The 26,732-nt window shown below is 41.3% G+C and carries 22 protein-coding genes and 1 pseudogene; 16 read left to right on the top strand and 7 right to left on the bottom strand.

Features of this window, described 5'->3' with window-relative positions; translation table 11 throughout:
- Positions 1-335 precede the first annotated feature (335 nt).
- Positions 336-1,748 (top strand): sugar transferase, encoded by a 1,413-nt coding sequence (locus RM049_RS01585; RefSeq protein ID WP_322702922.1) that lies wholly within the window; start codon positions 336-338, stop codon positions 1,746-1,748.
- A 10-nt stretch (positions 1,749-1,758) separates the two neighbouring features.
- Complete coding sequence (gene galE / locus RM049_RS01580) at positions 1,759-2,775, top strand: UDP-glucose 4-epimerase GalE (protein WP_322702921.1); 1,017 nt, start codon at positions 1,759-1,761, stop codon at positions 2,773-2,775.
- Between the two features lie 166 nt (positions 2,776-2,941).
- Here galE and RM049_RS01575 read toward each other — a convergent pair whose 3' ends face one another.
- Positions 2,942-3,724: a 2-phosphosulfolactate phosphatase gene (locus RM049_RS01575; RefSeq protein ID WP_322702920.1), complete on the bottom strand. Its 783-nt coding sequence runs from the start codon at positions 3,722-3,724 to the stop codon at positions 2,942-2,944.
- Positions 3,725-3,866: 142 nt separating this feature from the next.
- Between RM049_RS01575 and RM049_RS01570 the strand changes: the two genes are divergently transcribed.
- From RM049_RS01570 to RM049_RS01555, 4 genes and pseudogenes are all read left to right on the top strand, one after another.
- On the top strand, positions 3,867-4,241 hold the full coding sequence (locus tag RM049_RS01570) for a hypothetical protein (RefSeq protein WP_322659298.1): 375 nt from the start codon (positions 3,867-3,869) through the stop codon (positions 4,239-4,241).
- A complete protein-coding gene (locus RM049_RS01565) occupies positions 4,238-4,660 on the top strand; it encodes a type II toxin-antitoxin system VapC family toxin (RefSeq protein ID WP_322702919.1) in 423 nt (140 codons plus the stop codon). The genes RM049_RS01570 and RM049_RS01565 overlap by 4 nt, the downstream gene beginning before the upstream one ends.
- Positions 4,661-4,812: 152 nt before the next feature.
- Positions 4,813-4,959: pseudogene (locus RM049_RS01560) on the top strand (element excision factor XisI family protein); the annotation flags it as partial.
- Positions 4,960-5,041: 82 nt separating this feature from the next.
- A complete protein-coding gene (locus RM049_RS01555; protein ID WP_322702918.1) occupies positions 5,042-6,223 on the top strand; it encodes a class I SAM-dependent methyltransferase in 1,182 nt (393 codons plus the stop codon).
- 70 nt (positions 6,224-6,293) lie between these two features.
- Here the strand turns inward: RM049_RS01555 and bioB are convergent, their stop codons facing one another.
- Positions 6,294-7,301 (bottom strand): biotin synthase BioB, encoded by a 1,008-nt coding sequence (gene bioB, locus RM049_RS01550; RefSeq protein WP_322702917.1) that lies wholly within the window; start codon positions 7,299-7,301, stop codon positions 6,294-6,296.
- A gap of 612 nt (positions 7,302-7,913) precedes the next feature.
- Here bioB and RM049_RS01545 point away from each other — a divergent pair.
- Entirely contained in the window at positions 7,914-8,489 is a 576-nt protein-coding gene (locus RM049_RS01545) for a GNAT family N-acetyltransferase (RefSeq protein ID WP_322672074.1), read from the top strand.
- Positions 8,490-8,869: 380 nt separating this feature from the next.
- Positions 8,870-9,325, top strand: a complete 456-nt coding sequence (locus RM049_RS01540) for a hypothetical protein (RefSeq protein WP_322702916.1) — start codon at positions 8,870-8,872, stop codon at positions 9,323-9,325.
- A gap of 500 nt (positions 9,326-9,825) precedes the next feature.
- On the opposite strand, the gene RM049_RS01535 is transcribed toward RM049_RS01540, so the two are convergent.
- On the bottom strand, positions 9,826-10,038 hold the full coding sequence (locus tag RM049_RS01535) for a hypothetical protein (RefSeq protein ID WP_322702915.1): 213 nt from the start codon (positions 10,036-10,038) through the stop codon (positions 9,826-9,828).
- 198 nt (positions 10,039-10,236) lie between these two features.
- Between RM049_RS01535 and RM049_RS01530 the strand changes: the two genes are divergently transcribed.
- Together RM049_RS01530 and RM049_RS01525 are read left to right on the top strand one after the other, a co-directional pair.
- Positions 10,237-10,371: a hypothetical protein gene (locus tag RM049_RS01530; protein WP_322690032.1), complete on the top strand. Its 135-nt coding sequence runs from the start codon at positions 10,237-10,239 to the stop codon at positions 10,369-10,371.
- A gap of 11 nt (positions 10,372-10,382) precedes the next feature.
- Positions 10,383-11,861: a protein adenylyltransferase SelO gene (locus tag RM049_RS01525; RefSeq protein WP_322702914.1), complete on the top strand. Its 1,479-nt coding sequence runs from the start codon at positions 10,383-10,385 to the stop codon at positions 11,859-11,861.
- Positions 11,862-12,233: 372 nt separating this feature from the next.
- On the opposite strand, the gene RM049_RS01520 is transcribed toward RM049_RS01525, so the two are convergent.
- Positions 12,234-13,958 (bottom strand): ABC transporter ATP-binding protein, encoded by a 1,725-nt coding sequence (locus RM049_RS01520; protein ID WP_322702913.1) that lies wholly within the window; start codon positions 13,956-13,958, stop codon positions 12,234-12,236.
- Between the two features lie 249 nt (positions 13,959-14,207).
- On the opposite strand from RM049_RS01520, the gene RM049_RS01515 reads away from it, so the two are divergent.
- The gene (locus RM049_RS01515) at positions 14,208-16,175 is read left to right on the top strand and encodes an EAL domain-containing protein (RefSeq protein ID WP_322702912.1); all 1,968 of its coding nucleotides are present in this window, start codon (positions 14,208-14,210) and stop codon (positions 16,173-16,175) included.
- A gap of 395 nt (positions 16,176-16,570) precedes the next feature.
- Entirely contained in the window at positions 16,571-16,732 is a 162-nt protein-coding gene (locus tag RM049_RS01510) for a hypothetical protein (RefSeq protein ID WP_322702911.1), read from the top strand.
- Positions 16,733-16,964: 232 nt separating this feature from the next.
- Here the strand turns inward: RM049_RS01510 and RM049_RS01505 are convergent, their stop codons facing one another.
- Both RM049_RS01505 and smc read right to left on the bottom strand, forming a co-directional pair.
- On the bottom strand, positions 16,965-17,960 hold the full coding sequence (locus tag RM049_RS01505) for a PRC-barrel domain-containing protein (protein WP_322673485.1): 996 nt from the start codon (positions 17,958-17,960) through the stop codon (positions 16,965-16,967).
- 63 nt (positions 17,961-18,023) lie between these two features.
- Positions 18,024-21,725, bottom strand: coding sequence for a chromosome segregation protein SMC (smc, locus tag RM049_RS01500; protein ID WP_322702910.1), 3,702 nt, complete (start codon positions 21,723-21,725; stop codon positions 18,024-18,026).
- Between the two features lie 660 nt (positions 21,726-22,385).
- On the opposite strand from smc, the gene RM049_RS01495 reads away from it, so the two are divergent.
- A complete protein-coding gene (locus RM049_RS01495) occupies positions 22,386-23,207 on the top strand; it encodes a carbonic anhydrase (RefSeq protein ID WP_322673483.1) in 822 nt (273 codons plus the stop codon).
- 459 nt (positions 23,208-23,666) lie between these two features.
- On the opposite strand, the gene RM049_RS01490 is transcribed toward RM049_RS01495, so the two are convergent.
- Positions 23,667-24,134 (bottom strand): BON domain-containing protein, encoded by a 468-nt coding sequence (locus RM049_RS01490; protein WP_322702909.1) that lies wholly within the window; start codon positions 24,132-24,134, stop codon positions 23,667-23,669.
- A 289-nt stretch (positions 24,135-24,423) separates the two neighbouring features.
- On the opposite strand from RM049_RS01490, the gene RM049_RS01485 reads away from it, so the two are divergent.
- The 3 genes from RM049_RS01485 (at position 24,424) to RM049_RS01475 (ending at position 26,597) form a co-directional block, all read left to right on the top strand.
- Entirely contained in the window at positions 24,424-24,624 is a 201-nt protein-coding gene (locus RM049_RS01485; protein WP_322690040.1) for a hypothetical protein, read from the top strand.
- Positions 24,602-25,522: a ribonuclease D gene (locus tag RM049_RS01480; protein ID WP_322702908.1), complete on the top strand. Its 921-nt coding sequence runs from the start codon at positions 24,602-24,604 to the stop codon at positions 25,520-25,522. The genes RM049_RS01485 and RM049_RS01480 overlap by 23 nt, the downstream gene beginning before the upstream one ends.
- Positions 25,523-25,754: 232 nt before the next feature.
- Positions 25,755-26,597 carry a tetratricopeptide repeat protein gene (locus RM049_RS01475; protein ID WP_322702907.1) on the top strand — a complete coding sequence of 281 codons (843 nt, stop codon included), beginning with the start codon at positions 25,755-25,757 and terminating at the stop codon, positions 26,595-26,597.
- The last annotated feature ends 135 nt before the right edge of the window (positions 26,598-26,732 follow it).

Raw genomic sequence — 26,732 nt, 5'->3', positions numbered from 1 at the left:
CGCTAATCAAAAAATTAAATATAAAGTTCAGATTGACTACACTCATGGCATAATGCAAATGTCAAAAGAACAACCTTGAAGCCGTAGTGTAGTTCGTACAGCCAATGCAAGTTAAGATGTATCTCCTACAGATATGCTATACCGACGCACAGATAGTTCCCCTCCTAGTTTGTAATACCTAATCTCCAATTTCTTTGACAAACAGAGCAGACAAAATTTCTCATTTTTGTATGCTTTGGCACAATACGGCTAGTCTTTAATATTCCCTTATTTGACTCGGTTGCTGGTTTTAACGAATAAATCGATATCAGGATACTGAAGAATAATAGAAACCAATGACTTCCACAAGTTATGTCAGTTTACCTATCAATACTAGGCTGCCAAATATAGTCCGCAGCCTACCGATATTGCTTTTGTTAGGGGATATTTTTGGGTTGCTAATTTGTTTAGCGATCGCACAATGGTTGCGTTTAGATCAACCCTTACATTGGCTAAATCCGTTGCCTTATGTATTTGTCTGCATGATACTTGCAGCATTTTATTTAGCAGATGCTTACCATCCAGATCGGCAAATTTCAGGTTTAAGAGCGCCCGCTCGAATTATTGTTTGTAGCATTGCGATCGCATTCTTTATTTCTGCCCTAATTTACTTATCAGGTATTGCCCAACAGAATCCAGTAACGTGGCGGAGTGTCTTCTTACCTAGCTTGGGAATCTTTACTATCTGGGCAATAATATTGCGCGTGGTAGCAGTAAGATGGGTGCGATCGCACGCTCTGAAAAGTCGTTGGTTAATACTAGGATCGGGGGATAATGCCATCAAATTTACACAAAAATTGCTAGAACTTAATCCTTTAGGGAAGTTGACTGTTCTAGCAGAGGAAAACCAAAAAGCTATAGACTTACCAAAAAGAAATCTGAGTTATCAGGGAAGCCTGAGCGATTTGTCGCAATGGAGTCAAGAATCCTGGTCTGGGGTTATAGTGACAGCGCAGATAAACTTTTCTAAGTCACAAGCACAACAGTTAATGCAGATGCGGTTGCGAGGCATTCCGGTTTATACATTGCCGGATGTTTACGAAACATTTTGGTATAAACTCCCTTCGTCGCTGTTACAAGATAAATGGTTGGCTTTTAGTGATGGTTTTAACCTCATGCCTGGTTACTTCAGTATGAAACTGAAGCGAGTTATCGATCTCATATTGATCCTCTTTTTACTAGTATTAGTTGCACCACTTCTGTTATTGGTTGCATTACTAGTTAGGCTAGATAGCCCTGGCCCAGTATTGTACAGTCAGCAGCGAAGTGGGTTATACGGTAAACCATTTAGAGTTTATAAATTTCGCTCCATGTATCAGGATGCAGAAAAATTGGGGGCGCAGTGGGCTAGTCAACGCGATCCACGAATCACCAGAGTCGGATACTGGCTACGTTTGTTGCGTATTGATGAATTACCTCAAATATGGAACGTCTTACGAGGTGAAATGAGTCTGATTGGGCCTCGTCCAGAACGACCAGAATTTGATGTCAAACTCAAAGAAGCGATTCCATACTATGAAGTTCGCTATTTGGTCAAACCTGGAATTACGGGCTGGGCACAGGTTATGTATCCCTATGGAGCATCTATAGAAGATGCTTACGAAAAGCTTTCATACGATCTGTACTACATCAAAAATTATTCCATTTGGTTGGATTTAGCGATCGCCTTCAAAACCATTCGAGTTGTTTTGTTAGGTAAAGGTAGATAAGGAAAAAGTAATGAAAAAGAAAATATTGGTAACTGGCGGTGCTGGTTACATTGGCTCCCATGTAGTTCGCCAACTAGGGGAAGCTGGTTATGATGTCGTCGTTTACGACAACTGCTCTACAAGTTCACCAGCATCAGTACTACACGGGAAACTAATTATTGGCGATTTAGTAGACAGTGGACATCTTTATCAAGTTTTTGCCCAGCATAAATTCAGCGCAGTCTTACACTTTGCCGCTAGTCTGATTGTTCCAGAATCAGTAGCTCATCCCCTCGACTACTACGCCAACAATACCCGCAACACCTTAAATTTGCTGCGCTGCTGTAGCGTTATGGGTGTTAACAAGTTCATTTTTTCCAGCACAGCCGCAGTCTATGGAGAAGTAGAACAAAATCCTGTTACTGAGTCGAATCCTACACAGCCCATTAATCCTTACGGACGTTCAAAGTTGATGAGTGAGTGGCTGATCCAGGATTATGCAGCAGTATCTGCGCTAGACTACGTAATTTTACGTTACTTTAATGTAGCAGGTTCTGAACCAAGTGGACTATTGGGGCAAATGTCACCGAATGCCACACACTTGATTCGAGCTGCTTGTGATGCAGCACTCAAGCGCAAGCCAGAAGTCCGAATTTTTGGTACTGATTTTCCTACGCCCGACGGAACCGCAATTCGAGACTATATCCATGTTGAAGATTTGGCGACTGCTCACTTAGATGCTTTGGATTACTTAGAAAAAGGAGGTGAAAGCCAAATTTTCAACTGCGGTTATGGGCAAGGATACAGCGTGCGACAAGTTATTGAAAGAGTCAAGGCTATTTCTGGTGTAGATTTTCCCGTTATTGCCGCACCACGTCGTCCAGGCGATCCTGCCTGTGTTGCAGCTTGTGCTGATAAAATTCATAGGGTTTTGGGTTGGCAACCAAAACACAATGATTTAGACGAGATTATCAACACAACCATTGCTTGGGAAAAACACAAGAGTAACTTGGCAAGTCAAAGGCATATAAACATGGTGTATGCATAATTAGAACTGTAACGCCTAATTAACCTTGTTTTTGCAATTTAGATAACGTGAATTCGACGGCTCATATAGTGTCCCTATAATTGACTCAATCAAAAAATTTCTTAGAGATTTTACTACACAAAACCGTCCCTCTTGGAATCAGATAAGCATAGACTTTAACTTTAATTCAAGGTAGAGAGAGGTTCGTCGAACTTACGTTGACATAGGCATTATATTTAAATAAAGGCACGCAATTACTGATGTTAAAGGCGGCGGATAGTTCAACATCTGACTCAAAACCTCTTTCAATCAATTCTTTACCAGAACTACATTTTTTCAAGTACCCTAGTAAATCCTGCTGGAAAGCCTGAAATGTTGTCACAGCGACTTCGGCTTCTGGTGATAGACTGCCATTTAAATAACTAAGAATTGCCCCAGCACCAATTAAATCTTCAAATGCAGGGCGGAGGCTACCATCTTCTTTCCACCTCTCACCAGCAGGAATCACAGCAATTTTGTCACCATACTTTTGAGCAAAGTGCGCCACAGCTTGGCAATTTCGCAAGCAGCCAGCCAAAGTTGGTGTATTTCCTGTATGTAAAGTCAGGAAAGAACCGTTAGGTGATGGTAAAACTAGTCTGGTTCCAGCAGGAATTTTAGCTACCGATTTTGGTGAAAGAGAATATCCAGTTGTAGTCCAACGTTGTCTATGACTTGCCAACTCTGCTTGTACTGACTTGGCATAATCTATGGCTGATTCATCTCTATATGCGTAGGGAAAAATTATCGCGCCATTGTTAGTGGCAATTTCCACGCAGGTAGAAAAAGAGAGAACGTCAACTATCACAATTACATCACTGATAAAAGCTAGTTCAGCAACTCCTTGCGGCCCCCATTCACAGCGTAAATTAAACTCTGATTGGTTATAAATCATTGGTGCGATCGCAAAAGACAATATGATAAAAATCAAACCATAGATAAGTAAACCAGTGTAAATTCTTAAAGGTTTGTAGTTATCTACGAAACGCTACGCTAACACGTACAAACTTTCAAGTTAGCAGTAAGTAGGTCAGCAGTTATAATCAATATAAAACTTCAAGGTTCAAAATATTATGAATTTAACTGTAAAAACTTATCCTAACAATACTGTACCCAAGTTAAATTATGATGTGCTGATTGAAAATCAACCAGATGGCGGAGTTAGTGCGACAGTGCTAGGCTTACCAGATTTTAAAGGCTCTGGTGTAACTAAAGAAGAAGCACTAGAAAAACTAATTCAACTTTTACAAGAGCGAAAACCAGAAATAGTGACTTTGGAAATTGAACCTCCCCAAACCGAACATCCTTGGATGAAATTTGCAGGTATGTTCAAGGATGATCCTCAATTTGACGAGGTGCTAGCATATATAGAAGCTGATCGTCGTGAACTTGACGCACAAATGGAGGAATATTATCGGCAACTTGATGCGGAGAATGAAACTAAGTGACTTTATGGATACTTGATACGGATCACATCTCACTTTTTCAACAGATGCATCCAGTTGTTACACAGCGTATTAATGCAGTAAATTCTGAAGACATTGCCATAACGATAATTACAGTTGAAGAACAACTGCGTGGAAGGTTTAATGTAATCAGAAAGGCTTCTTCATCTGATGCATTGCTATTAGCTTACGCCAAGTTACAGGCTACTTTAGAATTTTTCAAAAATGTGCGATCGCTAGCATTTGACAAGTATGCTATTAATTGTTACGAAGACTTGATTAGCCAAAGAATCCGCATTGGCACACAAGATTTGCGAATTGCTGCAATTACGTTGTCGGTGAATGGCATTTTAGTAACTCGCAACCGTAAGGATTTTGAGAAAGTTCCTAATTTGCGTTTAAAAGATTGGACTATATCTTAATTTCTATCAAGGCTAAACTGACCTATTTGTTTATAGATAAAAATTTCAGATTTATATTATTAGCTTCCCAGTACTCTTTGGCTGAATTTAAAATATCCAATGCTATTTGGTACTGTGTAGGTTCAGCTTGAGCAAATATATCAACTTGATATCAAAGACAAAAAATTTGGATACAAAGAGATGGTACAGAAATCGGTATCGCTAATGAATTAATTGCTGCTGGTGTACCGAAAGAAGATATTGTATTAGGATTTCATGCTCCTTATAAACGCCAATTTACTGACTTTGCTATTAGATAAGTAGCAGGAAATAAGCAATAGTAATCTTTGCTCTAACCAGCCACTATCCGCTAAACTCAGAAATGCTGCGTTACTCCTCATCATGTCCGATTCCCAAACTGTTAGTGCTGCTGTTGCCAAACTCTACAATACCTACCCCTTTCCGCCGGAAGCTTTGTTGGATGAACCACCTCCAGGCTACAACTGGCGCTGGAATTGGCTAGCCGCTCATAACTTCTGCACAGGGCAAAAACCCCAAAGGCAAGATATTCGGATTTTAGATGCAGGTTGCGGTACTGGTGTAGGTACAGAGTACCTAGTTCACCTCAATCCTCAAGCTTCTGTTGTGGGAATTGACCTCAGTACTGGTGCTTTAGCTGTAGCAAAAGAACGTTGTCAGCGTTCAGGGGCTAACCGGGTTGAATTTCATCACCTCAGTTTGTTTGATGTGGAACAGTTACCGGGTGAGTTTGATTTAATTAACTGTGTTGGCGTTTTGCATCATACTCCCGATCCCATTCGCGGGATTCAAGCTTTGGCGAAGAAATTAGCCCCAGGCGGCTTAATGCACATTTTTGTGTACGGGGAGTTGGGACGTTGGGAAATTCAACTCATGCAAAAAGCGATCGCACTTCTTCAAGGTGACAAAAAAGGCGACTACCGCGATGGTGTCCAAGTCGGGCGACAAATATTCGCTTCTTTACCAGAAAATAACCGAATTGTCAAATACGATAAACAACGTTGGTCGCTAGAAAACAACAAGGATGAATACTTTGCTGATATGTACGTTCATCCTCAAGAAATTGACTATAACATTGAAACGCTGTTTGAATTAATTGATGCTTCGGGATTGGAATTTATTGGTTTCTCGAATCCGAGCTTTTGGGATTTGGAGAGACTTTTAGGCAAAGCACCAGAGTTAGTAGAACGGGCAAAAGAATTGAGCGATCGCCAGCTTTACCGCCTGATAGAATTATTAGACCCAGAAGTAACTCATTACGAGTTTTTCCTCGGTCGTCCTCCTTTAATCAAAGCCGACTGGTCAGAAGATAACGCTCTACTAGCAGCGATTCCCGAACTGAATCCTTGTCTTGAGGGATTTCCCAGTCAATGTTTCTTTAATTACGATTACCAAATTGTTAATTTATCTGTAGCAGAGTTTGAGTTTATGCAAAGATGTGGTGCTAATGCCACAGTTGCAGAGATATTGACAAATGTAGAACTGGGATTGGATGAGGTAAGAAGCCTTTTGCAACAGCAGTTGATTTTATTGACACCTGCTTAGGGAATTCAAGTAAAAAATATCCAATTATTAATTGTGGGATGGACCTTTCGGTTATCCCACAATTAGATAGTTACCCTACAACAGCCGAACTTGCTACTTTCTCCTGTCTTTGGGAAGGCGGACGCATTCCCAGACCAAGTAAATTCAGCATTTCTCGGTCAGTATCGTAATCTGGACAGGGAGTTGTCACCGTCAACATTTTGTTGTCGTCGCTAGAAAAGATAGAATTGGCTCCTGCCATAAAGCAGAAAGCTTGCTCAACTTGAGAAAGTCCCGCCCTACCAGCACTAAGACGCACATCGGAAGCTGGCATTAAAATTCTGGCTGTAGCAATCATCCGCACAATATCCCAAATGGGGACATCAGGCTGATTTTCTAAGGGTGTTCCCGGTACTTGCGAGAGAATATTAATTGGCACAGACTCTGGATGGGGATGTAAGTTTGCCAGAGTTTGTAACATCCCAATCCGGTCATCGACAGTTTCGCCTAAACCCAGGATACCGCCAGAACAGACAGTAACATTTGTCTGCCGGACATTCTCAATTGTATTCAAGCGATCGCTATATGTCCTTGTGGTAATAATTGTGCTGTAATATTCCTGCGAGGTATCTAAGTTATGGTTGTAAGCATAAAGTCCTGCTTCTGACAATTTCTTGGCTTGATTTGCCGTCAACATACCTAGAGTGCAGCACACTTCTAAACCCATTGCAGTCACATCCTTGACCATTTCCAGGACTTCCTCAAATTGTGAGTTATCCCGGACTTCGCGCCAAGCAGCACCCATACAAATGCGACTAACACCAGTTTCTTTAGCTTTTTGGGCGATGTTAACTACCGTTTCCTTTTCTAGAAGTGCTTGCGCCTTTACCTCTGTTTTATAGCGAGAAGATTGGGCGCAGTAGCTACAATCTTCTGGACAACCTCCCGTTTTGATAGATATGAGCTTACAAACTTGTATTTTTGTTGGGTCATGATATTGGCGATGCACGCTAGCAGCTTGATAAATAAGCTCTAGCAAAGGCGTGTTGTATATCGCCCGAATCTCTAATTCCTGCCAATCGTAGCGTATTCCCACCACATCACTATCCTTCTTGTAGACTGGGTTAAATCTTGAGCTGTTGTTTGCTTGAATCTGCTGCGGTACAGCCTTTGGGCAAAGCTATTTTATCGAAGTTGTACCCTGGAATGTGCTTTATCACCCATTGGCTCTCAATCCTTCCGCTCTAGATATTAGACATCAGCTTATCAAGATTTTGGTTGAATGGCAGATTAAGAGCAAAAATACTCACCCCATCTTTTGTAAAGGGCATTGGGCATAAATATATCTGACTTTTCACGGTATCTGAAAAACCTCTCTCTAAATCTCTCTTCCTTTTAGGAGAGAGACTTTGAATTTTCCCCCTTCCCGACAAGGGAAGGGGGTTAGGGGGTTAGGTCTTTGTGGACTTTTCCACATAACGTGAAAAGTCAGATAGATATATCTTTTGTCATGCTGGTCAAGAGTTCAAAGTCTATATAAAATCAGTTAATTGACCCCTGACTCTTGACAAGCTTTATGAAAAAATTATGAAACTTGCGTCAGTGCTGATAATAAGACAGCTAATCTAACTGCTGCTAAACCGCAGACTATGAGAGAATTTATAACATTTAGAGAATATTTTGAGAAGAGATCCCGCCGATTAAGTAATTTATGATATCAGAACTGCCAATAATTGCAAGCGATCGCCTATTATTGCGAGCAGCGATCCATGAAGATATACCCCAAATTCTCAAGTACTTTATTGATAACAAAACTTATCTCACTCCATTTTACCCTCTTTGGGCTGATGGCTTTTTCACTGAAGAATATTGGCAATATCAGATAGAGAATAGTTTTCTAGAATTTATCAATGGGCAATCGTTAAAACTATTTGTTTTTACCAAAAAAAATCCTACCGTAGTTATTGGAACGGTCAACTTTAGTAATTTTGTCCGAGGAGCCGCTCATTTTTGCTATGTGGGATATAGCCTTGCTGAAAATAAACAAGGTAAAGGATATATGACAGAGGGTTTAAAATCTGCAACTCAATATCTATTTGAAGAGTTAAATTTTCACCGAGTTATGGCTAACTATATGCCTCACAATCGGCGCAGTGGTAATGTACTCAAAAGGCTCGGTTTTGTTGTTGAAGGATACGCTAGAGACTATTTGTTAATTAATGGACAATGGGAAGATCACATTTTGACAAGTCTTACAAATCCTTATTGGAAAGAACCTAAAATTTAAATAAGCTGAGGGCTATTGTCAATATTATTTAATTTCTCTAGCAAAACTGCTTTTAAAGCAATTTGTTTATAATTCATAATTCTCAATTTTGTTTAGTCATTTTATAAAAGTAAGTAATTCTTAAATTGCACTCAATTACTCATTTGTAATTTTTGAGTAATACCCATCTTACAGCTATTCACAATACTCTCATATTTATATGAGAAGAAATTTAATATATCAGTTGTAAATCTCTACAAATTCATAGTAAATTCATCATAAATACACAACAACTCCACAGGCAAATGCAATAGTAATATTTGTTCGCTAACAAACTTAGTTACTAAGGTTAGCTTTAGCCGATGTGTCCAATTTTCTTAAACAGTTGAGGAGTTTTTAAAATGCTCATTAATTCTATAAAGCGCTTATCTGTCTTTTCTACTATCTTCGCTTTTGCTACCGTCTTAAACGGAGTTGTCTTAGCAGCACCAGGCCCAAATCCCAGCACTACACCAGCCTTAAAAACTCAAACTAGTGCTGTACCACACCAACCAATCAAACTCACAAATCAACAGCGCCAACAAATCCAAGCGGCTCGCCAGCAAAGAGACAAGAATATTGAGGCTCTATTAAACCCGTCCCAAGATACTAAATTTAAGGCAGCACTGCAATCCCGTCAGAGAATCAGAATAGTTTTAAAATCTTTGGATTTGAATCAAGATCAACAGAAACAAGTTCAATCAATTTTGCAAACTTATAACCTGCAAGTGAAAAAAATTCTCTCTTCACAGGCATCACAACCAACATCAAAACCAGGAGAAATTGCTTCACCAACATCACAACCAATTAAAAAATAAAAAATCAGTTTTATTTCATTAAGTTTAAATTTTGCAAGACTGGCGAATTTTATCCAAACTTCGGTTAAGCCAGTCTTATTTTTTTTGAATATCCAAAACTTTATTTATTTTAGAGGATGTTTGAAAAGTCGTAAAGTATACTATAAACCCCACTTCCATTTTTCTCCCCGTTGGCGTCAACCTGCCGTTAGGCAAGCAAAGAGAGGCTTTGAAACCCTCATTTTCTCGTGAGTGTTGGGGGCTAGGGGGGTCAGGTTTCTGAAGCTTTGATGTGATGAAAAATACTTTTAAAACATCCTCTTAAAAGAGGGTACGAGGTATGCAGTTACACTTAGGGACTACTTGTGTAATAGGCGATTGAAAGCAGTTTTACAAGAGCCAATACCTCATGGCAGAGGTAGAAATTTACTCGTGAGCGATTGACACGCGTCTACGAACTTACGCGAGTTTCAGCGTTCTAATTATTCTGAGTTGCCTAACCCAAAACGGGTGTATAAGCTTCAACATTTATAGGGCTTATTCTGTACAAACCACTTTTCACAGGCATCTTTGACAACTTTTCTGTCTTCAGATGACAAAAGCTCATCTGGCTGACCAGAAGCTAAAATTTTAGCGGCAGTAACCGCTTTTTCATATAACACACCGCACTTAACCAGTTCTGTACAAAAGATTTTTTCTCTTTCTTCTACAGGCGTAAAAAAATTACTTGGCATTTAGAAAAAAATTGTTTAGTTTTGTTTTTAAGAGAATACTTTTTATTACTAAACTTCTTCTTCTATCTAGTGAATAATTTCAGGTAGATAAAGCATGGTTTAATGTAAAGTTTGCTAGTAATAAAAAATACAAAACTGAAATTTCTCACTGATGATTTTATCAGGCAGTTTGATACAACTACAAATTAGTCAGCGTTCTTGCTTCAATTCCACGTTTTTCAAGGTGGCTTACTTCTGCCTCCTGAAGCGCTCCCGATTTTGATATGGATCGCTTTTTGCGTCTATGCTGATGATGCTGAAGCCAGAGGTAGTATTAAAGGAAGAATGAATTAGCTTTGCTCGTAATGACTCTGGCTGAAACTCCAAACGACAAGAATTCTAGCAATCCTTTTCTCTCCCTCAACTACGAAACCGCCTTAGAATCTCTAGGAGGCGACTACTACGATGAGGTTGCAGCAGCTGAATTTCCCCAACACCTCCTGCGTTGGCGTAACGATCAACTATTACCCCGTTTTGGTCTAGACCCCCAAGTAGTCAAAGACGAAGATTTCATCGCAGCCTTTGGCCAATTTCAAGGGCGCAAACCGTTGTTAGCACTGCGTTACCACGGCTACCAATTTGGTGAATATAACGGACAGTTGGGTGATGGTAGAGGCTTTCTCTACGGGCAAGTACGCGCCAATGATGGCGAATTATACGATTTTGGCACTAAAGGTTCTGGGAGAACGCCCTACTCCCGTGGTGGCGATGGTATGCTCACCCTCAAAGGTGGGGTGCGGGAAGTTCTGGCTGCGGAAGCACTGCACTACTTGGGTGTACGTACTTCGCGCTGTCTGAGCATGATTGAAACAGGTTTACCACTCTGGCGGGGCGATGAACCTTCGCCTACCCGTTCATCTGTGATGGTTAGGATGAGCAGTTCTCATATTCGGTTTGGCACTTTTGAGCGACTGCACTATTTCCAGCGCCCAGATTTAACTCAGAAGTTATTAGACCACGTAATTGAGCAGTATTATCGACACTTAAATGCTGAAGAAGATAAATATGGCTTGTTTTACGCCGAATTAGTTAAACGGGTTGCAGAACTAGTAGCGCAGTGGATGGCGGCTGGCTTTTGTCATGCAGTCCTGAATACTGACAATATGTCGATTACGGGAGAAAGCTTTGATTATGGGCCTTATGCATTTATCCCTACTTATGACCCATACTTTATCGCTGCATATTTTGACTATTCTGGACGCTACTGTTACAGTAATCAACCAATTATTTGCAAGCTAAATTTAGAAATGCTCCAGGAACCTTTAAAGGCAATTATTAATAAAGGCGATATGGAGACTAGTTTAGCTAGGTTTGATGAATATTATCAAGCTGAATACAGTTCTTTGATGTTGAAGAAGTTGGGTTTTGTGGAGTTGCAACATCCACAAGCTGAAGAACTCTTAAATCTCACGATTGAATTCTTGAAAGCCAGCCAAGTTGGTTATCATCAATTCTTCTATGAGATGGCTCGCACTTTTTCATCTAAATGGCGAGATGAACCAGGTTTTGTAATGAATAATTCAGATATTGTACCAGTACCGGGCGCATCAGCAATTTTTGATGATTGGTGCATAGCATACCACAAAATCTTGAATGATTTTGATAGCGATGTCTACGACGGGCTACGCCTACGCACCGATATAATTGCCCAAACTCTAGCTGTTCATAATCCCAAAACGGCATTATTAAGACCTGTGATTGAATCTGTTTGGGAAGCAATTGCTCAGGAAGATAATTGGCAGCCTTTTTATGAGTTGATCGAGGCAATTCAGTCTAGGAAGTAGTCAATTTACAGCTACTTTCTTTTTAATATAGTACTTCTCGTTTGTATGCAATACACTCTGACCTCACTTCCATTCCTCTCTCCTTTTAGGAGAGAGGCTTTGAAACTTACTCCCCAACGCTAGTAGGGAAGGGGCTGGGGGTTAGGTCTGTATTCCATGCAATTGAGAAGCGCTATATTATGAATTTTTGTGCTTGGTCAGTAGTAAGCTGTTCCACCTTTAATTTGCATAATTAGGGCGGGCAAGATGCCCACTCCACAAGATGGATAATTATATTTATTAGAAGTCCCTTATGGATATTCAATAAATGTTGGATAGGTCTGAAGCGGGAGACTAATTCAGTTGTCTTAAAACCTCGAACTTCCCCTACCTTTAACTAAACTGTTGAGCATAAAACCGCGCATAGCGACGCTCTAGAGCTAATAATTCTTCATGGGTTCCCGATTCGACAATTTGACCCTGTTCGAGAACTAAAATCCGATCGCACCTTCTAACTGTCGATAAACGGTGAGCAATAATAAACACCGTGCGTTTTTCCATCAATCTTTCCAGCGCTTCCTGTACCAGTGCTTCAGACTCGGAATCTAAGGCTGATGTCGCTTCATCAAGAATCAAGATTTGGGGATTAAGCAGAACAGCACGAGCGATCGCAATTCTTTGTCTTTGTCCACCTGATAAGTTTACCCCACGTTCGCCTACCCAAGTCTTATAACCTTCTGGTAGTTGGCTAATAAATTGATGGGCATTAGCAATTTTCGCCGCCTCCTTAACTGCTTTTATGTCAAAAATATATTGTCCAAAGGCGATATTTTGAGCAATCGTCCCGGAAAAGATGATGGTTTCTTGAGGAACAATCCCAATTTGTCGCCGCAGACTATGCAACTTCACATCTCGAATATCAACCCCGTCAATTAATATTTCACCAACTTCGGGGTCGTAAAAACGGGGTAAAAGATTGACAAATGTAGTTTTACCAGCACCAGAAGCACCCACAAGAGCGATCGCTTCACCTGGCGATACCAATACACTAATATCTTTTAATACGGGTTCACCTGGTTTATAAGCAAAGGAAATATGACGATATTCTACTTTGCCTTTGACTGGAGGGAGAGCGATCGCATTTATCTTTTCGATTACCGTCGGCTGAATTGCCATCAATTCAAAAACGCGGTCAACTGATGCTTCACCCTGCTTAAATTCGTTGTAGTTGTTAGTAGTATGACCAATGGGATCGATTAACAGCGCTGCCGCCGCCAGATAACTGAAAAAATTCGCCACAGTCAAGTTACCTTGGGAAATTTGCCAAGCTCCCACAATCAGTAACGATAAGGCACTTAAGGCTTCCAAAAATCCAATGATGGGAATCTGAATCGCTTTCAGGCGTTCGGCTGAGTATTTTGCTTTCAGGCTGCGTTCTGCTTCATGGCCAAAGCGGGCAATTTCGTAATTTTCGGCAGCAAAAGCCTGTACCAAACGAATACCGTTGAAGACTTCCGCAAGGATGGCTGATAAACCCGACACGCGATTTTGACTTTTTAAGGAATACTTGCGTAAACGTTCGCCAAACCAGCCAACTAAAATACCCATGAGTGGCGCAACTATCACTGTTGCTAATGTTAGTTGCCAATTCAGATAAATCATGTAAATCGGAATTGCTAGCAGCTGCAAAATACAGGGGATAAAGTCGTGAAATACTTTATTTACCACTTCGCCAACACGGTCAACATCTTCCGTGAGGCGGTAAGATAAATCACCAGCTTTTGCCGTTTCAAAATAGCTGAGATTGAGCTTTTGAAGATGCGCGTAGACTTGCTGGCGGAGATGAAAAGCAACTCGCAAAGCAGCTTTTGCCATGTACATATCTTGTATAGACTGAAACAAGCCTCGAACAAGAAATACTAAAGCACAGCTGCCAGTTATTTGAGCGATCGCGACTACATTACCTTGAGCAAAGGGAATTGCCAATTTACCAGCGAGATTAATTAATACTAAAGTCGCCAGCACGTATCCCAAGATACCAATGAGTCCCTTGGTAATGGTTTGCCACTGGAGTCGGATATAAGGCAGCAATTGCCAGTAATTAGAACGGGTTTTCAAGCTTGAAGATCCACAACGCTATTTTACTTTGTTTGACGCTAGCAGTTTTTAGGGAGTTTCTGAATAGTTTACTAATTAGTTACAAACTGTTTTAGCGTTCAGGTCAAAATAATCTACATACATAGAATTGGTATAAATATTAAAAGTATACCCTGCTATAGATGACAGATATTTAGTATTAATAAATACTGATATTTAGATTTGACCATTACTTCCACCTACGCTTCATAGTTTTGCAGCTCGAGCAATATGGATGTAGATAACTTTGGCCAAGAGATAGAAGAATTGCGATCGCGGGTACGGAAAATATGGCAGCGTACAGCAACTCAACCGAACTCACAACAAGAGCTAATAATAGAGGCTTTCGATGAACTCCAAATGTCAGTGGAAGAACTATTGGCTGCCTCCGAGGAGTTAGAGCTAACAAGAGCCGGAGCTGAGAGAGAACGCCAGCGTTACCAAGAATTATTCGATTTTGCGCCGGATGGTTACTTGGTAACTGATACCATAGGGAAGATCCTAGAGGCTAACTATGCAGCAGCAACTATGCTCTCTATATGCCAAAAATATCTGGTAGGTAAACCATTAATTGTGTTTATTGCTCAACAAGACCACCAGATATTTAGCTCCCTGATCAATAATTCGCAGCAGATACAGGACTGCATAATTGACATCAAGCCACGTTTGGGTACACCTTTTCCTGCTAGTATCAAGGTATCTCCAGTGTATGACTCACAAGGAAAGTTGGTAGGCTGGCGTTGGTTGCTGCGTAATATCAGCGAAGCTAAACAAGCACAAGAACAAGTGGCAAAACGCACAGAGGAACTGGCAAAAGCAAATCAGCAATTGCTGAGTGAAATTACAGAGCATAAACGAGCCAAGTCACAACTAGTGCATCTTGCGTTTCACGATGTACTGACGGGACTCCCAAACCGCGCTTTATTTATGAACCGCTTAGAAGATGCGGTCAATTATTCCCAACGGCATTCAGATTATCTATTTGCTGTCTTGTTCCTAGACCTAGATCGTTTTAAGGTGATCAATGACAGCCTGGGGCACACATTTGGAGATCAATTACTGCTTACCGTTGCTCAAAGGCTTCAAGAATGCTTGCGCTCTACAGATATGGCTGCACGGCTCGGAGGAGACGAGTTTATCATTTTGCTAGTGGGAATTAGAGATGTATTAGAAGTGGTAGGGGTTGTTGAGCGAATACAAAAGAATCTGGCACTTCCTCTGGTTCTGGACGGGCACGAAGTCTCTACTACAGCGAGTATTGGCATTGCTTTAAGCATAACAGATTATAAACAACCAGAAGATTACTTGCGTGACGCTGATATTGCGATGTACCGAGCTAAAGCACAAGGCAGGGCCTGCTATGAGATTTTTAACCCTGATATGCATATTCAAGCAATGGCACACTTGGAGTTGGTTAACGAACTACGCCGAGCCATTGAACTTCAAGAGTTTCGGATTTATTATCAACCGATAGTGTCACTCAGTCATGGCAAGATAACTGGTTTTGAAGCGCTTATACGTTGGTTACATCCAAAACACGGCATTGTTTTGCCAGAGTATTTCATGTCAGCTGCTCAAGAAACCGGGCTAATTATCCTTATTGAGCAGTGGGTCTTGTATGAGGCTTGTCATCAGATACATCAATGGCAAGAGCAATTCTTCTCTAGTTGTGGTGAACTGGCTGAATATCCCTTGACCATTAGTGTCAATCTTTGTACTACTAGGTTCAGTGAAGAAAACTTGCTGCCGCACATCAATAAAGTTCTCCAAGACACTGGACTCCCCGCACCGAATTTGACGCTGGAGATTACAGAAGGCGTAATTATGGAAAATCACGATCAAGCCATTATCAGGGTAAAGCAACTGAAAAATTTAGGAATTAAGTTGGCAATTGACGACTTCGGTACGGGCTATTCCTCATTAGGTCGTCTCCACCACTTTCCAATTAATCAGTTGAAGATAGACCGCTCTTTTGTTAGCGGAAGCATTTTTGATGATGGAAATTTAGATATTGTTCAGACAATTATTACATTGGCACACAAATTAGGTGTGGATGTAACCGCCGAAGGGGTAGAGACAGAAGAGCAACTAGCAATGTTGAGAAAGTTGAACTGTGAATATGGGCAGGGATATTTTTTCTCCCATCCATTAGATAGCTCTCAGGCGACGGCATTAATTATGGCAAATCCTCAGTGGTGATGGATCTTGTGCAAAGGGAATTGCCAATTTACTGCCAAGATCGATCGATAGACCTCTTGCATAAGTGGAATAGACCCCCCTTAATCCCCCCTTATAAAGGGGGGAAACTTGAAATCTTGCTCCCTCCCCAATACATACGGGGAGGGTTGGGGAGGGGTAATTCAAGGATTTTTGCAAGAAGTCTAATACAAATGTCGCCACCACGTATTCCAAGATCCCAATAAATCTCTTGGTGATGGTTTGCCACTGGATTCGGATATAAGGCAGTAGTTGCCAGTAATTAAAAAGGGTTTTCAAGCTTGAAAGTCTACAACAATATTTTACTTTGTTTGACGCTATCAGTTTTTGGTGAGTTTCTGAACAGTTAACTAATTAGTTACAAACTGTTTTAGCGTTTGGCTAACCATTTAGCTTCAGGTCGCCATATTCCTGGAATATTCACCATTGATGCAAACCAAAGCATTGGACAAACTGTTGAAGAATTAATCATCATTGTGGAAGCTTCGTTTGAGGATGAATACCAGGATCGAATTGAATATCTACCCCCGATCCGATAGATGGTGCATCATAGCAGAAAGCTCACTACATATCAAGCAACAAGATAATTTTACTCAAATTACCCTCTCGTTTAAACAGTGCCTTATGCTGTCGCTAACACACTCTCACTACGTTCTAAAAAATTAGCCCTCTCCTTGTAACTAAGGAAAGGGCTGAATTAATCTTAAAATACTTCGTAATTTTCCGGTTAAATTACGAATTACGAATTACGAATTACGAATTACGAATTACTTAATATCCGCCTTCTTCTTCGTATTCTGGCTGTCTTTCCTTGACTTTCTTAGGAATATTCACAGGCTTTGGCGCATCTTCCCAAGCATCGCCGTCTACGTCGTCATAATCATCGTATTCGTCAACGTATGGCTTGTTATAGGGCTGGGCTTCATACTTTAGCGGCTGCGGTTGTTGATACCTGTCGTTGCCCGTTGCCTCGCTCCAGTTATCTTCTTCCTCATCTTCTTCGTATTGAATAGATTCATACTGCCGCGCCTTCATTACCTGACGCTGTGGCCTTTCCTCTTCCACATAGTCTTCATTCCATTCTTCTTCCCGCGCTACGGGTTCGGGGGCGCGAACTTTTTGCCTGGGTGGCTGCAATGGCACTCCACTAGGCAGTTGATTGGGTGCTGCAATTGTACGCGGTGGAGTATAGCCGTATTCTTCTTCTATATCTCGCTCCCAAGGTGCTTTGCCGATACCCAGACGCTCTAGTAAACCAACTGTCAACTGGTTTACTCGTTCTTCGGCTCCCTCAAACACAATTAATCGATTGGGGCCTGTGCTGACAATTTCATCGACTGAGAACTCGTAAGTACTCAGAAATTGATCGGGAATTTGGGGCAATCCTAAAGAAGCAATGACTATAGATTCAAGCTTCCCGCTTTCGCCGTTGAACTTGAAGCCCCGAACTTTGCCTAAGACTTCACCTGTTTCTGTAATTACTTCCCAGTTAATCAAATTACTGAGAGATTCAACTTCGATATCTTCAATGACATCTTCGTTATCAACCAGGATAACATCACCAATCTGGCTGATGTTGTTGAGGTACATATAGCGCGGTATGCCCGAAATGGAGATCAGGCTGTCTCGCAAACCAAGAGCCACAACCTCTCGTTGATCGATATCAACCCAGACTTGACTGATAATGCCTAGCCGCTTGCCGTTGTCGCGGGTAATCACCTGGGTATTTAATATGTCGGAACGCCTAATTATCTGTTCGGAGGTCATTCTATACCGAGTCCTGATCTCGAATCCGGTTTGGTTTATCTATACACTATTATTAACAAAAACTCAAGCAGATGTATTGGATGATTGTAATTTAATCCCCAAAACTTGAGTGTAAGCTCCTCGTGCTTGAGTAACGCCAATTGTGCGTTCGGCTGATTCTATCATCGGACGACGCAAACTCACAACTATAAATTGCGCTTGTTGTGACTGTTGTTTAATCATTCTAGCTAATCGCTCTACGTTTGCCCCATCTAGGAACATATCTACTTCGTCAAAGGCGTAAAATGGCGATGGACGGTAGCGTTGCAGGGCAAAAATAAAGCTCAAGGCTGTAAGTGATTTTTCTCCCCCAGACATGGAAGCTAGGCGCTGTACGGGTTTACCTTTTGGATGTGCGACTAAATTTAGCCCACTACTAAAGGGATCTTCAGGATTTTCAAGTTGCAAGAAGCCGTCGCCGTCGGAAAGAATGGCAAAAATTGATTGAAAGTTTTCGTTGACAGCATCGAAAGCTTCTTTAAAGGCAAGTTGCCGCAATGTGGTAAAGTTTTCAATTCGTAAAAGTAGTTCGGTGCGTTCTCCTTCTAGTGTCTCTAATTTTTGCGTGAGTTCCTGGAGGCGGTTTTGCGTGCGTTCGTATTCTTCCAACGCCAGCATATTCACAGGTTCCATTGCCTGTAAGCGTTTGGTAAGCGATCGCAATTCTTTCTGCAATTCTTCTAAATCTACTTTATCTGGAACTTCTGGCAAGGGATTTGGTAATTCTGCTCCCACATCCCGCAATTGGTTTTGCAGTGCAATTAGTTCCTCTCGCCGCTTCTCTTGGGTTTCTTGGAGTTTTTGGATTTCCCATTCCAATTGTTGTTGGCGCAAAAGATGCGATCGCACTTCTTGTTCTGTAGCGTCGCGTTTTTGTTTTTCTTCTCCTAAATTTTGTTCCATTTGATTTAACGATAAACGGGTTTGCGTGATTTGCTCGTCTATCGTTGTGGTTTGTGTAGAGACGCGATTCATCGCGTCTCTACAAGAGGTTTGTTGGGTTTCGTATTCGGTGATGCGTGTCTCTGCTTCTTGGATTTTTTCTTGCAGACGTTGTTGCTGACTTTCTAAATTTTTTAATCTTTGTTCGGCTTCGCGTAATGTTGTCTCGCGTTGTTGCAATTGTTGCTCTTGAATTTTAATAGTCGCCTGGATTTGTTGCCATTCGCTGGGGGTTTGGGATGCTTCTAACTCTGCTAATGCGTGTCGCAATTGTTGCAACTCATTTTCTTGTCCAGGTAATTCCCGCTCTAAAATTTCTAATCGGGATTGAGCTGTGGCTAATTTTTCGCTGTTTTGGGCGAGTTGCGATCGCGTCCCCTCTAATTGCCCTGTTAAACTCTTAATGTCTTTTTGCAACTGTTCCAATTGCAACTGCTGTTCGCGCCGTGCCTGACGCGCTTCTGTGAGTTCTTGGCTGAGTTTTTTGGCTCTAGCTGACAAAGTAGCGATCGCTTCTGTACAACGCTCTAAAATTCGCTCAATGTCCACCAAGCGACTTTTTAAAGCGATCGCTTCATCAGATTCCGCCGCTTCACCCGTACCAAACCGTAACGCCGAACGCTGGGTATTACTACCACCAGTCATTGCACCACTGGTTTCTAAGAGTTCCCCGTCTAAGGTGACGATGCGATAAAGTCCTAAATTTTTCCGCGCCGCTTCAAGGTTGGCAAAAACTACGGTGTTACCGAAAACATAGCTGAAGACATCTTTGTAACGGCGATCGCAATCGACTAAGTTAACAGCATAGTTAACGAAACCGCTAGCGAAACGCAGCGTTGCATCTTGGGTAAATTTGGGAGCGTGAATTTTATTCAGTGGTAAAAAAGTTGCCCTGCCTGCACGCTTTTGTTTGAGCAATTCAATACCTGCTGCGGCGATGCTGTCATCTTCTACCACAATATGTCCCAAGCGTCCCCCAGCAGCCATTTCCAAGGCTAGCTGATGGCGGGGTTCCACTAGTCCCAACTGCACAACTAAACCGCAAACACCAGGCATTCCTGATTGTAAGATAACTTTACTAGCTTGGGTTCCTTGGACTTCTTGCTGTGCTTGCGCTTGCGCCTCGATTTTATCCAACTGGCGTTGTTTTTCTCGTTGTTCAAAAAGTAACCGCTTTTGGGTTTCCTGTTGGATTTGCAGTTCTTGTTCTGTGGCTGAGAGATTTTGGGCTAAATTTTGGATGGGTTCGCTAGAGGTGTTAAATTCTGTTTCAATTTGACTACATTCAGTTTGTTTTTGGGCTAATAGCGGTTCGTCGCGTTCAATTAACTGGGTTTGCTCTTGGATTAACTGCTGTAACTGATTATTGCGTTCTCTGAGTTGTGCTTGTTCGGTGCGTTGCGGTTCTAGAGTGTGCAGCAAAGCTTCTATTTGACGGTTGAATGCTGTTTGTTGCTGCACCCAGGCTTCCGAAGCCGAGGCGATTTCTGCGGCGGCTTCGCGGGAGGTTTCTAGAGATTGTTGTGCTTCATTTCTTTGTTGCTGGGAAGACGCGATGAATCGCGTCTCTACAAGTTGGGTTTCGGAAATTTCTTGTAGGGAATGGCGGTGTTTTTCAATCTCTTGCTGAGTTTGAGCTAAACGTTTGGCGGTTTCTTGGGAAGTTGTTTGTAATTCCGTTAGCTGGCGCTGGAGTTGTTTACGTTCTGCTTCTTGGGTGGCGAGGGTAGATTGTACCGCCAAAAGTTCCTCTTCTCCCAATGCTTTGACGTGGGCATTGAGTTGTTCGAGTTCAGCAGTTTTTTGGACGATTTCGGAATTTAGGTTGGTGAGTTGGGTAGTGAGTTCAGTAGAATTGCGATCGCCTGTTTGAATTTCGTGAACTAATTTTTCTTGTTGTGCTTGTAGCGATCGCCATGATAATACAGCTTCCCAGGATTGTTTTGCTAGAAATTCTGTGCGGAGTTTTTGATATTTCTCAGCTTTCGCCCGATCTTGGGAAAGGCGATCGCGTTGTGCAGTTAATTCCGTTTCAATAATCCGACAGCTATCTTCCTTTTCCTTCACCTCATCTAAAGTTGATTTGGCTTGGACAATTTTGCGATCAAACGCCGCCACCCCAGCTAATTCATCAATAATTTCCCGTCGTTCCCGCCCATTCATCGAGATAATGCTGGTGACATCCCCTTGCAGTACTACATTGTAGCCTTCAGGATAAACCCGTAGATTACTTAGTTCCCCGTGCAACTCTGTTAACGTGCAAGGTACACCATTGATATAATAATTCGATGTGTAAGTCCCTTGGTGAGTGACTCGTAGCCTTCTAGTGACACTCCACTCGTCCAATTTTGGATTTTGGACTTCGGCTTCGCTCAGTCGAGCGATTTTGGATTTTAGATTTTCTTCCCCTACTTCCCCTACTTCCCCTACTTCCCCTGCTTCCCCTGCCTCCCCTGCTCCCCCTGCCTCTTCTACTTCCTGCCTTTGTGCCTTTGCGTCTTTATGTGATATCTCATCTGACAAATCAAACGTTACCGTGACGCTAGCCTCAATCGAAGCACGTCCTTTAGCCGTTTGAGTGTTATTTACCAAATCCGGTAAGCGTTCGGCTCGCATTCCCTTAGAACTGGAGAGTCCCAGGCAAAAGAGCAATGCATCTAAGATATTAGACTTACCCGAACCATTTGGCCCAGATATGACAGTACACCCCGGTAGCAAAGGGACAGAAGTAGTGCCACCGAAGGATTTGAAGTTCGTAAGTTCCACGCGCTTGATGTGCACCATAGGCGCTGGTTCCCTGGGCTAATGAAGAACAAGTGTATCAACTAATTAAGAATTCGCAAGAGGGTAAGGCGGAGAATTGAAAATTATAGTAAACGCGTTGCGGTGAGCCTGCAAGCTTCACCCAAAAGGCTTACCACAGGCGATCGCTCAGTGTACGGCAAAAATTTTGATGTCGCAAACTGACCATCAAAATTTTCCCAGAGCAGATAATATCATGTCTGACTAATTACTTGTAATTCAAAAATCTCTGCGTTTGCGTGTCTTTGCATCAGTCCTAAATTACAACTATTCAACCAGAACGATCTTAGGAAAAGTTTAAGTGCGAAGGATAATTACTTGGTATAGTTTCAATCATCTATTCTGTCTCTGTCGTCTTCGCTCGATCGTGACAACAAAGCGATCGCATTTTTATCTCAGGATATAACTAGTTTGAAATACGCTCAAGGCATTCTCACACAGTAATGTTACCTGCTAAGGAACTGAGGGGAACAAGAGAAAAAAGTAATTCAACCAAATGGTAGAGGATATTAAAAGCACCAAATGAATTTATAATAAAGTAATCTTTACAATTGAAAAAACGTAGAAAGAAAGTCATCTTTACTACCCCAATCCGTTGTCTGTGATATGGTTCTTAACCCCAAATATTTGTAGAACTTAGTAATGAAGAAATTAATTAAAGGTCTGCGCGAATTTAAATCTAGCTATTTTTCGACACATCAAAAATTATTTGAGCAACTTTCACACGGTCAAAAACCCAGAGTATTATTTATTACCTGTTCTGATTCGCGTCTCGATCCAAATCTAATTACACAAGCCCAAGTTGGTGAATTATTTGTCATTCGCAATGCAGGTAACATCATTCCACCCTATGGGGCAAGTAATGGCGGTGAAGGTGCGACAATTGAATATGCTGTTCAAGCTTTAGATGTTCGCCAAATTATTATTTGTGGTCATTCTCATTGCGGTGCAATGAAAGGATTAATGAAGTTACACAATCTCAGCGATGAAATGCCGCTTGTACATGATTGGCTTAAATATGCAGAAGCAACTCGAAGGCTAGTTATAGACCACTATAGCCACTATGACGAAGAAGAACTATTAGAGATTATGATAGCTGAAAATGTTCTGACTCAAATTGAAAATTTGCGGACATATCCAGTGATTCACTCTAAGCTTTATCAAGGAGAACTCAGCATTTATGCTTGGATTTATCACATTGAAACAGGAGAAGTTTTCGCATACGATCCCCAGAAGCACGCTTATGTTTTGCCTCAAACTCTGTTTGCAGAATCAGAAATAGATGAGTCATTCAGAGGTGAGGTTACAAATACCAATTTAGCTGTGCGTTCCCCCCAAAACCAGCAGGATGATGTTCAACCTTATGAGAAACAGTCTGTTTCTCCATTTGAGTGGTTTCCAATGAGACGACTTTCTCCAGAGCAGATGGAGCGAATTTATCGAGGTTCAAATAATGGAAGTTGAAAGATAAAAATATAGAATTCCAAACATTCTATTAGAGGGTTGAGGGTGAGGTTTTTGTACCTTACAGCTATTTTCAGGTAAATAAACCATGCGGTAGGGGCACAGCATTGCTCAGTGGTGTAAACTTAAGCCAAAACCCTTTTAAAATCTCGTTTTTAGCCTCTGGCTGGAAATGCTACTCTTGGCGGCCCTGCCGCGAGTTGGGAGGCGGAGCCTCAATGAGGGGCATTCCCAGTCTGAGACTGGGAACGAGATAACGAGATAAAGAGGAGAAAAAGCCCTGCTTTTTAAGGGGGGTTGGGGGGAGCTTCGAGAGACAAATATGTTAACCGAAGCGTATTGGGTATTAACTACCTATTCCTGACTTTTATTTAAGTAAGTCAAAAATAGAGACTTATATCTGTATAAGTCTCTATTTGGCTTCCATGTCGATGCTAACTGAAAGCTTCAGTTATTCTTTTATGGCTTTTTCAGCATCAACTTTGCATTAACTTTTACTTCTACCTTCACTGTCTTCACACCTTCAACTTCTTTAGCCAAGGTTTCAGCTTTCTTAAGTTCTTCAACAGAAGTCGCTGTGCCTTTGAGGATAATTTCACCCTGTTTGTTTTCAACTTGTAACTTGTTGCCTGGTAAGCCTTGATTCAACTTGGCGCTAACTTCAGTTTTTAAGTCGCTCTTAGCTTTTGTTGCTGCCATTTTTTCAGCATCGGTTTTAACTTTAGTACCTGTACTAGCTGCTAAAGGAGTAGTTTGTGTTTCTGGCACTTTGGCAGTTTGATTTGTGTTTGAAGCTGGTTTTACTGGTGCTTGAGCGGCTTCATTAGTTGTGCTAGGAGTTTCGGAACCAGTTTTAGGAGCCTCTTGGCAGCCAAAAGTACCAACTACCAAAATGCTACTAACTACTAATAGAATTAGTTTTTTCATTATTTATCTCCGAATTTAGTAATTGAAGCGGTTAATTGAGATGTGTGTCATGGTGAGGAGCAAATTTAAAAAAACAATTAAAAGTGAAGTAGCAAAAGTACTTAAGCAATAGCTCAGGTTACTGAAAATTGAAATTTGGGCGATTTCTTGAAGCTAAGATTTTGCACCCGGTTTTGAGAAATCTCAATTCAATTTTTCTGACGGCTGCTAACCAGGATAGCTTTACACACAGTCTGTGGCTCTCGATGAATTTAATGTAGATGCACAGTAGCTCTTTTGATGGTAGACTATGCCACTCCACAGTAGTGACTCGATGTTATCAGATTTGAGTCAATTTGGCGATGTCTATGACGAATTTAAAACTTCAGCCTTTTTGCAATCTTATGCCAGCAAACTTACCAACAAAATGTTACTTTATAAAACTATGGCTTACTTACAATGCCTTAAATATCAGGAAATATTAGTCAATGCCCTACCTTACTTCGGCTAGCGAAATTCGTGCCATTGTTGCTGAATATACAAACGCTAAAACATTGTGGATAGATACAGAAGTCGCTGACTACAAAAGTCGTAATCCCCGATTATCGCTGATTCAGGTATTAGATGATCCTCAAGATATGAGTGGCGATCGCGTCTATCTTTTAGATGTATTAGACCAACCTAATATTATAGCTGAATTTATTGATAAAATTATGATAAATTCTGCCATTGAAAAAGTTTTTCACAACGCGAGTTACGATCTAAAATTTCTCGGTAGCAAGAAAGCCAAAAATATTACTTGCACTTTGGATATGGCCAAAAAAATTCCCTACTATCTTTTGCCATTACCCAACTACCAACTCCAGACCATAGCTACAGCACTTTGTAGCTTTAATAATATCGATAAACAAGAACAAACAAGTGATTGGGCAAAACGCCCTCTGACTGAAGAACAGATAGAGTATGCTTACCTAGACTGCATTTATCTTGCTCAAATTCACCTAAACTTGTTAGGCTTACAAGCCCAAGCCAGCCCCGAACCTGCAACAGAAGACTTAAGCTCGCTAAGTGCTAGATACTCGCAAGTTGAGCAGCAGTGGAAGTTGTTGAATTCAGAATTTGAGCATTTGCAAGAACGTATAAAAAAAGCCATGCAGGCTCAGGATATCTCAGAAACTTATGATTATAAACTGACTAGTTATGAACGAACTACAATCAAAGCTGCATTTACAGAATTGGCAAAGCTAGCCCAAACCCAAGGTATTAATTTAGATTTTCCGATTACGCTAACTCAGAAACTCCAAAAAGATTTAGGGCAAAATCTAGAACAACTATCTGTAGATATTGATAGAAATACCTCTTGGCGGCTAATTCCCAAAACTCAAGAGAGTGAAGCTGAGGATGAGTAAATTGTTCATCAGGCTACAAATGTCTGAATTTATAGAGTGATTGTGAAGAAAAATATTGAAATTTAATAATTATTTCCTCCTACCTTTTCTGAGAAATCTATAAAATATTAGGGAAATTTGTCAATTAACTTGAAAGGACTATCAAAAGTTAGAATAGTTATTGAGTTAAAGAATTAAAATCTAGATTTTGGTACTAATTCCATTCAGGTATTATGGCAGTTTATATTAACTTATGAGACGGCGTTTATTTGGGCAAAAGCGAACAAGGGTAAATACTTTATTTACCATAGCTATTTTTACTACATTAACAGCAACTAGCAGTATTTCTTGTAGTAAGAATGACAATGTATTAGTAACAGAAATAGGAGTTAGTCAACCTAACCGTGGTTCAGCTACAACTTCCATTGGTGGGGAATTTTATCTTCAGGGAAAGAATCAGCATTTAAACGGCGACTTGCAAGCTGCGATCGCTTCTTATAGTAAGGCAATTAGTCAAAATTCTCAGTATGGCGCTGCCTACAACGCGCGGGGATTAGCCTACTTTGATTTGGGAGACAAGGAAAAAGCGATCGCAGATTACAATCAAGCACTCCGCATCAATCCTAACGACGCCGAAGCCCATAATAACTTGGGGAATGCCCGCGCCTCACTGGGAAATAACAGAGAAGCAGTTAAAGATTACAGTGAAGCAATTCGCCTGAATCCCAACTATGCCGAAGCTTACAATAACCGAGGAAATGCCCACGCCACCAATGGAGACAAAAAAGGGGCACTAGATGATTTTGACCAAGCAATTCTCCTCAACCCAAAATATGCGATCGCCTACAATAATCGAGGAAATGCTCGTGCTACCAATGGAGAACTAGAAGGGGCGATCGCAGATTACAATCAAGCCATTCGCCTCAATCGTAACTTTGCCCCTGCCTACAATAACCGAGGAAATGCCCGCGCCAGCAATGGAGACAAAGAGGGGGCGCTCAAGGACTTACAACAAGCAGCAAGTATTTTTCAAAGTCAAGGTAACAACGACTTATACCAACAAGTGATGAATAACATCAAAGAACTTGGACAGTAGCAGAGGGGCAGGGGAGCAGGGGAGCAGGGGAGACAAGGGGACAAGGGGACAAGGGGACAAGGGGACAAGGGGACAAGGGGACAAGTCTTTTCCTTTTTTCTTGTCTACCTTGTCTCTTCCCCATGCCCAATGCCC

Origin of the sequence: Nostoc sp. DedQUE04, from assembly GCF_034530995.1 — a bacterium.
Taxonomy (GTDB): Bacteria; Cyanobacteriota; Cyanobacteriia; order Cyanobacteriales; family Nostocaceae; genus Nostoc.
This window is presented reverse-complemented; position numbering and strand designations above follow the sequence as displayed.

Coding starts and splice junctions, on each gene's coding strand:
- RM049_RS01585 (WP_322702922.1), top strand. CDS start 336: ATGACTTCCACAAGTTATGTCAGTTTACCTATCAATACTAGGCTGCCA.
- galE (WP_322702921.1), top strand. CDS start 1,759: ATGAAAAAGAAAATATTGGTAACTGGCGGTGCTGGTTACATTGGCTCC.
- RM049_RS01570 (WP_322659298.1), top strand. CDS start 3,867: ATGAATTTAACTGTAAAAACTTATCCTAACAATACTGTACCCAAGTTA.
- RM049_RS01555 (WP_322702918.1), top strand. CDS start 5,042: ATGTCCGATTCCCAAACTGTTAGTGCTGCTGTTGCCAAACTCTACAAT.
- RM049_RS01545 (WP_322672074.1), top strand. CDS start 7,914: ATGATATCAGAACTGCCAATAATTGCAAGCGATCGCCTATTATTGCGA.
- RM049_RS01540 (WP_322702916.1), top strand. CDS start 8,870: ATGCTCATTAATTCTATAAAGCGCTTATCTGTCTTTTCTACTATCTTC.
- RM049_RS01535 (WP_322702915.1), bottom strand. CDS start 10,038: ATGCCAAGTAATTTTTTTACGCCTGTAGAAGAAAGAGAAAAAATCTTT.
- RM049_RS01525 (WP_322702914.1), top strand. CDS start 10,383: ATGACTCTGGCTGAAACTCCAAACGACAAGAATTCTAGCAATCCTTTT.
- RM049_RS01515 (WP_322702912.1), top strand. CDS start 14,208: ATGGATGTAGATAACTTTGGCCAAGAGATAGAAGAATTGCGATCGCGG.
- RM049_RS01505 (WP_322673485.1), bottom strand. CDS start 17,960: ATGACCTCCGAACAGATAATTAGGCGTTCCGACATATTAAATACCCAG.
- smc (WP_322702910.1), bottom strand. CDS start 21,725: ATGGTGCACATCAAGCGCGTGGAACTTACGAACTTCAAATCCTTCGGT.
- RM049_RS01495 (WP_322673483.1), top strand. CDS start 22,386: ATGAAGAAATTAATTAAAGGTCTGCGCGAATTTAAATCTAGCTATTTT.
- RM049_RS01490 (WP_322702909.1), bottom strand. CDS start 24,134: ATGAAAAAACTAATTCTATTAGTAGTTAGTAGCATTTTGGTAGTTGGT.
- RM049_RS01485 (WP_322690040.1), top strand. CDS start 24,424: ATGCCACTCCACAGTAGTGACTCGATGTTATCAGATTTGAGTCAATTT.
- RM049_RS01480 (WP_322702908.1), top strand. CDS start 24,602: ATGCCCTACCTTACTTCGGCTAGCGAAATTCGTGCCATTGTTGCTGAA.
- RM049_RS01475 (WP_322702907.1), top strand. CDS start 25,755: ATGAGACGGCGTTTATTTGGGCAAAAGCGAACAAGGGTAAATACTTTA.